Source organism: Paenibacillus sp. UNC217MF, from assembly GCF_000686865.1.
Taxonomy (GTDB): Bacteria; Bacillota; Bacilli; order Paenibacillales; family Paenibacillaceae; genus Paenibacillus_B; species Paenibacillus_B suaedae.
Map to the genome: position 1 here is coordinate 15,616 of NZ_JMLT01000027.1, position 10,416 is coordinate 26,031.

The following is a 10,416-nucleotide window of genomic DNA, read 5'->3' on the forward strand; positions in this document are numbered from 1 at the left end:
TCTCCCTTGCACGAAGTGCCAGAATACGTTTTCTATTTCGTGCTGAACCTGTCTATGAAAATGGCCAAGAGCGAAGTTATCCGAGCAGCCCTCGAAATTCGAATTTGGCAGTAGCTTCAGCGATTTCCGCTGGTGAGTAATCGGATAGATAATCTACCTCATGCATGGGCCCGAAGAGCCATTTGGATAATACCCCAGTAATTAAGCAGACGAGAATATTGGCGCGCAGCGATAAATCATTGGAGTTCGGCAACATGCCGAGCTCGGTCGCCCGTTGTATATTGTGCTTGAATGCTTCTTCGAAAGCGATCCAAGTCTGTGAGACCGCCTCTCGTACTGCTGGTTCAGCACCTTGCCCCTTCATGAGAAGCAGTGCCATCAAGTTCCGGTTCTGATCAGCGAACGTGAATAGTTCGGTCAGCAGTCGTGCGGATGAGCTCACCATATCATCTATCGTACCGCTATGCTTGCGATAGCCTTGAGCGATGACGTTGGTTAGTTTCTCCTTACCATCGTGAATTAACTCTAAGATGATCTGTTCCTTGCTATGAAAATACCAATAGAACGTTCCTTGTGACACACCAGCGGTCTTCACCACATCCGAAATCTTCGTACAATGGTATCCTTTGCTTGCGAAGAGATAGAGTGCGGCGTTCATGAGCTGTTGACGCCTATCTTGTTCTTGATTTGGAACGGTAGGCAGCTTAGGCAGTTTGCATCGCCCTCTCTTCTTAACTGATTCGTCAGTCAAGTTTAATTCCGATGCGATTACTATACTTTCGAACGGGCTTGGTGTCAAGGGTTAAATCAAATTGGAATAGTCGGAAAATGAAAAAATCACGGTGAGAAAGAGAATATCGCAGGAATTGACTTTATTATTTTCCAAGCAGGATAATAGGAAAAGTGGAGTAATCATAGCTTGATATATAGGAAATTGCGGCCTGGAATCCCAGTTAAATAGGATCGCAGCTGAACATGGAAAGGAAGCGAATGAGATGAACCCACCGAAGCATATCGTATCCGCAGCAGCAATTATTGTGAATGAGAATAATGAGATCTTGTTAATTAGAGGCCCTCGAAGAGGGTGGGAGATGCCGGGTGGTCAAGTGGAAGAAGGAGAATCACTAGCGCAAGCGGCCATTCGCGAGACGAAGGAAGAAGCGGGGATCGATATTGAAATTGTTCGGTTCTGTGGAATTTATCAAAATGTATCCGGTGGGATATGCAATACGTTATTTCTTGCCAAGCAGGTAGGCGGTGAGCTAACGACGACAGAGGAAGCGCTGGAGGTGGGTTATTTTCCAGTGCAAGAAGCATTGAATATGGTTACGTGGAAAAACTTCCGCGAGCGCATTGAAAAATGCTTGGATGCATCCCAGCAGCCTTTTTATGTGGAGTTTTAATTCTGTACATAGATCGAGGGTGTGTTGGCATATCGGCTAACCAAAATTATGGTTATGAATCGTAACAGGTATGCCTTATATAAAGCATGCAGTAAAAAAGAGGCCGAGCATACAGGTGCTCGGCCTTAATCAATTGGTACTATTGATGGTCATACGCAGCTAATGTACGGAGCGATATGCATCTCCGCTCATGCAACCTCACCGTACATTTGTTGGCTTCTCAGCACACATGCATGTTCTCCTGACTGAAAGGGATAGTGACTCAATGAGAGGTGGAAGAGGCTATCCCACTGAGAACATGCTTCGTGCTTCAGGAATGTGCGGCCTTCAGCTCAAAATGAGCAGCTGCGATGTTGGATAAAAAGTCCATAAAATCATAGGCGTCATTCGGATATTCAGTGCAAACGAACTGCATCCCGCACTGCTCTGCCGTTTGCTTGGCTTCCTGGCCAATGTCGTGATAGACCTCGACATTTTCGGTAAGCGAGGTCAGCTCGCAAATGACGACAGCTTCTTCCTTATCGGAAGCTGCTCCTAGAATAACCTCATTAATATCGGGCCCAAGCCAGCGTTGGGGGGCGGGCATGCCGCTGCGATAAGAAATATCCCATTTCCCGATATTGGCCTGCTCCGCGATCAATCCGGCAACATGCTTGTAGGACGCAATAAAGTCACCATGCGCGGAGGGAAGACCAGGCTTGCTGTGCACCGTAAAGATGACCCGTGTCGTCGGCAGCATCGAGGAAGGCATCCAGACGTAAGCGTCGTGCAATCTGCGCGCCATTAGCTGAATGAAGTCAGGGTGCGCTTGCCATTCAGAAATGACCGTCAATTTCATATCGCTGTTGGCTGCAGCGATTGCCTTCTTGGCATCTTGAACATAGCTTCCTGTTCCTGACGCTGTGAAGAAGGGCGTAGCATGCAGCACGGCGAGCTCCGTGATGCCGTCTCTGATCGCTTGCTGGATGGCATCGGCTACAAAAGGATGCGAATGCTTGCAGCCGATGTAGACAGGAATGACTTCACCGAACTTGGCCTCTACTAGCTGTGTAATTGCCTCGGACTGACGCTTCGTTACCGTATACAGTGGATCACATGTACCCGTATCGCTGTACCGAATAACGCCTTGCACGATGGCTTCCGAAGGAGAGCCGTGTCCGCGCAAAATATGATGGTACATGGCAGGTACATCATCAATGCTGGCACAAGCGCTGTAGGAAGCGAGAAGGATGGCCCGGCGCGGCGTGTCCATCGATATTTCTAGCGGAAGCCGCTTGGGCTGTGAATGCCCGTTTTTTGCTAGGAATTCGCTCATTAATTCGCTGCGTCTCCTTTCCATAAATCCGGGTGAAGCCACGCCGACATTTCCAGCATTCCATCTACCGTATAACGGTTCGGCGCAAGCAGTTCCTTCGCCTTCATCGTCGTAATGCGGTTATTTTTGACCGCGTCCAGTGTGTTCCACGCCGCTTGAGATTTCAAATCCTTCAGCCATTCCTCTCCCGTACCATCCCAATCTCCAAGCACGATATAGTCCGGATTCATGTTAAGAACATCCTCAATTGATGCTTTTGTCGATTTCTTAATCCCGAGTGCTTCGGCAGCGGGCTTAGCTCCAGCGAGACGGATCATATCGTAAGAAATGTTCCCTGGCCCCATGATGTAAGGGCCAGTATTCGGGCCGACAGGCGACAGTACTAGAACGGACGGCTTGCTTGCAAGTGATGCAGTTCGCTTAGCAGCATCGTCCAGCTTGCCCTGAATTTCCTTGGCGACTTCCTCTGCTTTATCGACTGCTCCAACAGCCTCGCCAATTGCGCGGAAGTTCGCAATCAATTGCTCGAATGTTCCCCATTGCTCGAACGTGACAACCTTGACGCCTGCTTGGCTGAGCAATTGCTCGGCATCGTTTTCGCTATTATGGATTTTCGTGATGAGGACAACGTCTGGATGAAATGCCAAAATTCCTTCGGGATCCAATCCAGTCGCACCGCCGACTTGACCGGACACCTGCTTGCCCTTCTCCTCGTTGACAGCCAAATAAGGATTTGCCATGCTCTTCGGTACAGCAACGACTTGCTCCGGAGGAACGATTTCAAGTACGGCATCTGCAGTGTCGAGAGATACCGCAGCAACCTTCGGTGCAGCCTCTATCTTCCCCTTGTCAGAGGATGCAGCGGCCTTAGAACTGGTCGTGGTTGAAATGGAGCTGGACGACTTCTCGCTATCGGATTGTGAATTGCTGGTGCAGGCTGTCAACCCGACAGCGGCAACAAGCGCGATCAGGCTCATACAGAGCATGCGAAAAGTGGTTTTTTGCCGAGTATGTACGTTTCTCATTGTGTCATTCCTCCAAGATGTTCTTTTTCGTAATGGGTATACCATTTCTGCTCTTCTGCTTCATGTTCAAATGCAATGACTGACAGGCCTTCCGTTCCTGGTTCTTGGCGAATGACGGCATGAACGCCATACACATCATAAAGTGCATCTGCTGAGAGCACCTCTTCCGGTTCGCCGAATGCTTCGATGCGCCCGTCATGCAGAAGCAGAAGACGATCGCAGTAACGAGAAGCTAGCGACAGGTCATGCAGTGAAGCGACCACAGCATATCCTTCGTCAGCGAGCTGGCGAAGCAGCGCAAGCGTGCGAAGCTGGTGACGAATGTCGAGTGCGGAGATAGGCTCATCAAGGAGCAGAATTTGCGGCTCCTGTGCAAGCGCCTTGGCGATGAATGCAAGCTGGCGTTGTCCGCCTGAACAGGCATGAATGTAGCGATTGCGCAGGTGATCGACGCTGCATTGCTCCATCGCGCGTTCGACCTGCTGTGCATCTGAACTTGTTAATCCGCCGAACAAGCGGCTATAAGGGTGGCGTCCCATCGCGACGATTTGCTCAATCGTGAAGTCTGCATCTAGCGAGCAATCCTGCGGTACATAGCCGATCATTTGCGCTCGTTCCTTCGTGGAGTATGCCTGTAAGGGCTTTTCTTCAAGTGTCAGCGAGCCTTGAACGGGCCTCAGAAGTCCACAAAGCATGCGAAGCAATGTAGATTTTCCGCTGCCGTTCGGTCCAATAATGCCAAGGAAGGAGCCTGACTGCAGCTTCAAGGACAGATTGTCGATTATTGTTCGTCCATCAATTGAATAGGTCAATTGCTTGGCTTCAAGCAGTCCAGGAATGCCCAAAGATGTCTTCCGCCTTGTCTTCATGTCGACCCCTCCTTTCGTTTGCGCAGCAGCATCATCATGAACAGTGGAGCTCCGATGCAAGCGCAGACTACGCCGACCTGCAATGTGATCGGCTGCAGCACCATGCGCGAGGCTAAATCGGCCAGAACGAGGAACGATGCCCCGAACAGTGCGCTGAACGGAAGCAGCAGGCGATGGTTCGAGCCGACAATTAGGCGGACGAGATGCGGAATAACCAATCCAACAAAACCGATGATCCCGCTTACCGAGACAGCTGTTCCGGTCAAGAACGAAGCGAGCAGTAAAATTGTATAGCGGGTGAATTGCACAGGGACACCGGAAGCCTGTGCGTGCTCGTCACCGAGCAGCAGCAAATTCAATGAACGACTAAATAGCGCCAAGAGAACGCCTCCGATAAGAATCGGCAGAGCGATAACATGTACATGCTCCCATGTTCGCGCCTCGAGTCCACCCTGCAGCCAGAACACGATACTGCGCAGCTGCTGCTCATGCGGCGCGCTGGCGATGATCACATTAATGACCGCCGACAGAAGCGCGTTCATGCCAATTCCGAGCAGCAGTAGAGTGGTTACATTCGGTTTCCCACTAGCCCGCCATATGGCCAGGATGAGTACAACGGATATAAGTGCACCTGCGAAGGCAGACAAGGGAAGCGCGAATGCCGAATGACGAACAAGCCCTAATGCGATGCACAAGACAGCTCCGGCGGCTGCGCCTGACGACACTCCCAAGTATCCGGGCTCGACGAGCGGATTGCGGAACACTCCCTGCATTGCTGCGCCCGCGATGGACAAGCCGGCTCCGACTAATGAACCTACGATGACACGAGGCAGTCGGATATCCAAAATGATGGTAAGATTCCGCTCTGCAATCTGAATGTGCTCCAGCCAGCCTGTTGCATGAAGCATGGCTGCAAACGTCTCTTTCAACGGTATAGACACAGGTCCGACCGCACTGCCGATGAGTATGGATAACAGCAGAACTGCCAAGCCTGTGGCTGCTAGAACTGAAATCCGGAGGAGTTGGGAGGCCTGCCGGGGACGAAATCGGGAATCTCGCCCTTTATATTTCAGTTCACTCGTGGTGTTCATGGACGACCTCCTTTCCTTGTTGCAAAAATGTTAGCTAAATATAAATAAGTTGCATTAAGTAAACTTTTATTAATATAGCGTAGACTGTGATCGTCGTCAATCCGGAATGTGGGCCTATTTATCGGATGGGAGCGTTTCATCAAAAAATTGTTCCTCAGGTCTATCATGAATGGAGGACTTGCGGTGCTCTGTTTTAGAAAGCCTGCTTTTTCATGGTTGAATATGGTACATTGAATGAATATAGGTAGATGCAACATCAAGCAATATAGTCAGGAGGATGAATGATGAACGTTGAGATCTGCGAACCCCATACACCGAGCCTATTTGTAATTACGGGCATTATGGCGTCAGGCAAGTCCACCATCGCGCAATTGTTGGCGGAACGCTTTGCGAAAGGTGTTCATGTGCGTGGTGACATATTCCGTCGCATGATCGTCAATGGCCGCGAGGAAATGTCACCCGATGCTTCAGAGGAAGCGATGAAGCAGTTAAACCTTCGTTATCGCCTGGCTGCAGGAACTGCGGATGCATATGTGGAAGCCGGATTTACGACAGTGATCCAAGATGTCGTCATCGGTGATGTCCTGCAATGGTTCATTCAGAATTTTCAGACTCGTCCTCTCTACCTCGTTGTACTCTGCCCACGGCCTGATATTGTAGCGGAACGTGAAGCGTCGCGAGGCAAGCAAGGGTATGGGCTATGGACTGTTCAGGATTTAGACGATGGCCTTCGTCAGGGCACGCCTCGAATCGGCATGTGGCTGGACAGCTCAGACATGACACCGGAAGAAACCGTCGATGAAATCATGCGTAGAGCGTGGACTGAAGCGAAAATCGATACAGACTATAGATAACTGGAGGATCCACGAATGGTTGCCCACAAAGTTGCAAAAGAATATCTCGATACCTTTACAAGCGAAATGGATTACACGGGTATCAAGTCACGGGATGAAGTGCATGCCAAGGGATTGTGGCATCAAACGTTTCATTGCTGGTTATGGAAAGTAGAGAACGGGGAACTAATCTTGCTGTTCCAACGCCGGCATCCTCAGAAGCTAGATTATGCGGGTCTTCTGGACATAACGGCTGCTGGTCATCTAGAAGCAGGGGAATCGCCAATGGACGGCATTCGGGAGTTAAGAGAGGAGCTAGGACTCGAGATTGAGTTCGCCCAGCTTACGTACAGTGGTGTTATACCAAGCAGTATTGAACAGGAACATATAATAGATAATGAATTTTGTCATGTGTTCCTTCATGAATATAAAGGAGATATTTCCGATTTTCGATTGCAGGAAGATGAAGTGGTATCCATAGTCATGCTGGAAGCAGAACAATTCCGCAAGCTGATTGCAGGTGAGGCACAGCAAATTACTGGCGAGGAATTCGTGCCATCGAGTGGAGAGAGCGGGATCAAGGTAGACTTAACGATACAGGACTTTGTCCCTTCCAGAGCAGGTTATTATGAGTATGTACTCGAACAAATTGCAAGCCTAGCTAATCAAGAAGTTAATCAGCAGAATTAGACGAAAATAGCTCGAAATCTCCATTTTCCATCAGGAAATATTCCATGGATTTCACATGCACTTTTTTTGTAATATAGGGAGAATGGGAACTTTTTCAAGGGTAGGAACGAGGATCATTCTATGGAATCATCATGCGATGAAGGGAGATAGAGATATGTTTATCGAGACGAAAACCATCCAAGTGAAGGAAGGGACTTCACAGCTCGTGGTCGACAGGTTCAGCGGAGAGGGAGTCATTGAGAAATCCGAGGGCTTTATTGACTTGAGCATTTGCGTCAAGAAGGTAAGCAGAGGAGATGAAGAAGTCGTCATTCTCATTCGCTGGGAATCTGAAGAAGCGTGGAAGAAATGGGAGACAAGCGAGGCACATATTGAAGGCCACAGACAGAGCCGCGGCAAGCCGAAACCAGAGCATATTCTGGGATCGCAACACGCTGTGTACGAAGTTAAGGGCATCAAGACTTTTGTAGAAGCATAGATTCTGAGGGCAGCCTAATAGTTATCAAGACCTAACTTATAAAAATCCATAAAAAATAAAGGAGAAAACATATTAGACATATATGATATGCGTTCTCCTTTTTATACCATCAAAGCCCCCTTTTCTAGAATTCATTTAACTCATATTAGCTGGTATTTGTTGAATACACTCCTTACATAAGGTTAAGGTCTCCTTTTAAGATTGAGTACATATATAAATCATCAAATTTACCACAAGTATATTCATAATGTCTTAGCAACCCCTCTCTTATAAACCCTTGCTTCTCTACCAATTTTTGCGACGGGAGATTTGCTGGTTCTATTAAAGCCTCAATTCTTTCCAACTGATAGTGACGGTACCCAAATTTAATAACTGCTTCTAATGCTTCACTAGCTATTCCTTTCCCCCAGTAATCTTTGCTTAACTCAAATCCAACTTCAGCTCGATGATGTTTGGTAACCCGATTAAGAAAGCCACAACTTCCTATAACTTTTCCAAAATCTTTTAATGTAATTCCCCATCTAATGCCAGTGCCTTCTTCGATAATAGAGTTATACCAATTAATTTCATCACAAACATCTGTAACGGTTTGGAAAGGTGCTAACCCTATATGTTTCACAACCTCTTTATCAGATAAATAGGTAAACATATCATTAGCATCCTCTGTTGATACTTCTCTTAAAATTAACCTTTCCGTTTCAATTATCGGAAATTCTTGTTTCATTAACTTTCCTACTCTCTATTAAGATTAGATTATTTTACATACTCTTTTTATAAAACGGCACCCTTTCACTTAATAACAATTATTTCAAAATTTCATGATTTAAGCAATCGAAAGGCCACTCTTATACGTAATCGAGTAAAATATTTCCTCTAACCCTCGTCGGAATGTTCCGAAAATCAAGATAATTTGGTATAATTACCCTATAAATTCAGGACTTGTGTCCGATATCAAATATTAGGGTGATGATCCTATTCGGTGCGAACCGTATCACTATTACCGGAGTGAAGGAGGCTGCATAAAAGAGATACGAGTATTTACATGAGGAACACAAGAAATGGAATTTGAAATTTTGGATTAGGAGGATAACATGAAAAAGTCATTGTTAATAGGAACGGCAGCCCTATTGCTTCTCTCCGCGCAAGCTTCCATACATCCCATCACAGTGAATGCATTTCCACAAGTAGATAAACCCACTATCACATCAAGCGGTAATGATAATAGTTCGAATCGTGCAACAACGCCGAAGGTTTTGGACATTTCCGGACACTGGGCAGAACACAGTATTATTCAAGCGATCAATAAGGGGTATGTGGAAGGTTATCCTGATGGCAATTTTCTTCCTAATAAGAATGTATCTCGCGCGGAATTCGTAAAGATGACCATCTCTGCTCTGGGAATTGAAGTACAGGAATCGAATGGAAAATGGTATGAGTCCTATGTACATGCAGCTGAAGCAGCCGGGATATATAAGACTGGTGACTTGGAAGATACGAATTGGACCCAAACGTTGACGCGTGAAGAAATGTCGAAGATGGCAGTGAGAGCATTGGGCATAGATCAAGTAGAGGATAAGCAGTGGATGTACCTCGCAACGAAAAATGGCATTATGTCCGGTACGGCGCCGGGAGAATTAACACCTAAGGGGAGCACAACGCGAGCACAAGCGATTACCGTTATTGAACGATTGCTGTCCGCAAAGAAAGGCAACAAATTAGCCGTCGATAAATATGCTGTCGCGGCAGCCGAGATGTACTGGCACAAAACGAATATTTTCACGGTCGCTGAAGAGATTTTTAATTCTCCGGAGAATGAAAAGTATAAGTACGCGAAACTAGGAATTAACTCTTGGAGTGTCGATAAATTAACTGTCTCTGCACCCAATAAGTCTGTTGTGGGACAAGTAAATAGTTTAACGGCTATTGACTGGAACGATCCCAAGGATCCTAATCGAAAATTGCTTCCAAGTAAGGGTAAGTTAGTATGGGAAGTTGGAGGGAAACAAAGGAAATTAACAGAAGATATGAAGGCTTATTTAATTTTACTGGACTCTAAATTAGTAGTAAACGAGAAACCAAAGTCATATCCTATCAATCGCTTATCTCTTTCAATTGTTGGTTATTCAGGTGAATTCACTGGGTTTAATCAAGCTATTGCTCTTAAATCTCTTGATCCAAAAAAACAAATTTACGGATTAGTTATTCCAAAGATGAATTTCAAAACAAATGGAGAACTATACATTTTTGTTGAAACAATGCCTCTTAATGCACCTTTACATAGGAATAAACTTTCAACTTCGGCACTTACAAGGTAAGGACGTGTCTATTTGAAAAAAGTTAAGATAATGACAGTTGCTTTGTTGGTTGCGTTTTTTGTTTATTTTCAATTATCACAATTTCTTTACTTACCTGCATTTGCTGCAGGAGAGATAACTGAAGAAATCGACTATCAATTTAATAGTAGCAGTGATGATTATGAATTTGGGGGATATCTGTTTTCCGCAAAACCATCACTTGAAACAAAGCCGATAAAAGTTCCTTCTAAACCAGGAAAAGTAATCAAAAAACTTGAATGGGTAGATAAAGAATCAAAGAAGGTTTTAAGAAGCGTTAACGGTTTTACACCAGGTAAAATAATGTATGAAGGTAAAGATGGGTTAAAGGATTCTTTACAAGGGTCAAAATTGCGAGTTTCATCTGCACGAAACACTA

At 46.2% G+C, this 10,416-nt stretch carries 11 protein-coding genes; 5 read left to right on the forward strand and 6 right to left on the reverse strand.

Annotated features, from left to right (window positions below; translation table 11 throughout):
• Positions 1-76: 76 nt before the first annotated feature.
• The gene (locus tag BP95_RS0114810) at positions 77-658 is read right to left on the reverse strand and encodes a TetR/AcrR family transcriptional regulator (RefSeq protein ID WP_028532563.1); all 582 of its coding nucleotides are present in this window, start codon (positions 656-658) and stop codon (positions 77-79) included.
• A gap of 337 nt (positions 659-995) precedes the next feature.
• Between BP95_RS0114810 and BP95_RS0114815 the strand changes: the two genes are divergently transcribed.
• The gene (locus BP95_RS0114815) at positions 996-1,403 is read left to right on the forward strand and encodes an NUDIX hydrolase (RefSeq protein ID WP_021253724.1); all 408 of its coding nucleotides are present in this window, start codon (positions 996-998) and stop codon (positions 1,401-1,403) included.
• Between the two features lie 310 nt (positions 1,404-1,713).
• Here the strand turns inward: BP95_RS0114815 and hemH are convergent, their stop codons facing one another.
• Genes hemH through BP95_RS0114835 form a run of 4 tightly spaced genes read right to left on the reverse strand, consistent with a single transcriptional unit; the run spans position 1,714 to position 5,703 of the window.
• On the reverse strand, positions 1,714-2,718 hold the full coding sequence (gene hemH, locus BP95_RS30440) for a ferrochelatase (protein ID WP_051614088.1): 1,005 nt from the start codon (positions 2,716-2,718) through the stop codon (positions 1,714-1,716).
• Positions 2,718-3,743 (reverse strand): ABC transporter substrate-binding protein, encoded by a 1,026-nt coding sequence (locus tag BP95_RS0114825; RefSeq protein ID WP_028532564.1) that lies wholly within the window; start codon positions 3,741-3,743, stop codon positions 2,718-2,720. Before BP95_RS0114825 ends, hemH begins: the two co-directional genes overlap by 1 nt.
• Positions 3,740-4,612: a heme ABC transporter ATP-binding protein gene (locus BP95_RS0114830; RefSeq protein WP_028532565.1), complete on the reverse strand. Its 873-nt coding sequence runs from the start codon at positions 4,610-4,612 to the stop codon at positions 3,740-3,742. The genes BP95_RS0114825 and BP95_RS0114830 overlap by 4 nt, the downstream gene beginning before the upstream one ends.
• Entirely contained in the window at positions 4,609-5,703 is a 1,095-nt protein-coding gene (locus tag BP95_RS0114835; protein WP_051614089.1) for a FecCD family ABC transporter permease, read from the reverse strand. Before BP95_RS0114835 ends, BP95_RS0114830 begins: the two co-directional genes overlap by 4 nt.
• A 281-nt stretch (positions 5,704-5,984) precedes the next feature.
• Here BP95_RS0114835 and BP95_RS0114840 point away from each other — a divergent pair, with 281 nt between their 5' ends.
• The 3 genes from BP95_RS0114840 to BP95_RS0114850 all read left to right on the forward strand — a co-directional run bounded on the left by BP95_RS0114840 (position 5,985) and on the right by BP95_RS0114850 (position 7,704).
• Complete coding sequence (locus BP95_RS0114840) at positions 5,985-6,557, forward strand: AAA family ATPase (protein WP_231515116.1); 573 nt, start codon at positions 5,985-5,987, stop codon at positions 6,555-6,557.
• 15 nt (positions 6,558-6,572) lie between these two features.
• Positions 6,573-7,226: an NUDIX hydrolase gene (locus tag BP95_RS0114845; RefSeq protein WP_021253718.1), complete on the forward strand. Its 654-nt coding sequence runs from the start codon at positions 6,573-6,575 to the stop codon at positions 7,224-7,226.
• Between the two features lie 154 nt (positions 7,227-7,380).
• Positions 7,381-7,704 carry an antibiotic biosynthesis monooxygenase family protein gene (locus tag BP95_RS0114850; protein WP_021253717.1) on the forward strand — a complete coding sequence of 108 codons (324 nt, stop codon included), beginning with the start codon at positions 7,381-7,383 and terminating at the stop codon, positions 7,702-7,704.
• A gap of 172 nt (positions 7,705-7,876) precedes the next feature.
• Here the strand turns inward: BP95_RS0114850 and BP95_RS0114855 are convergent, their stop codons facing one another.
• The gene (locus tag BP95_RS0114855; protein WP_021253716.1) at positions 7,877-8,428 is read right to left on the reverse strand and encodes a GNAT family N-acetyltransferase; all 552 of its coding nucleotides are present in this window, start codon (positions 8,426-8,428) and stop codon (positions 7,877-7,879) included.
• Between the two features lie 367 nt (positions 8,429-8,795).
• Here BP95_RS0114855 and BP95_RS0114860 point away from each other — a divergent pair, with 367 nt between their 5' ends.
• Positions 8,796-10,019: an S-layer homology domain-containing protein gene (locus tag BP95_RS0114860; protein ID WP_028532568.1), complete on the forward strand. Its 1,224-nt coding sequence runs from the start codon at positions 8,796-8,798 to the stop codon at positions 10,017-10,019.
• The last annotated feature ends 397 nt before the right edge of the window (positions 10,020-10,416 follow it).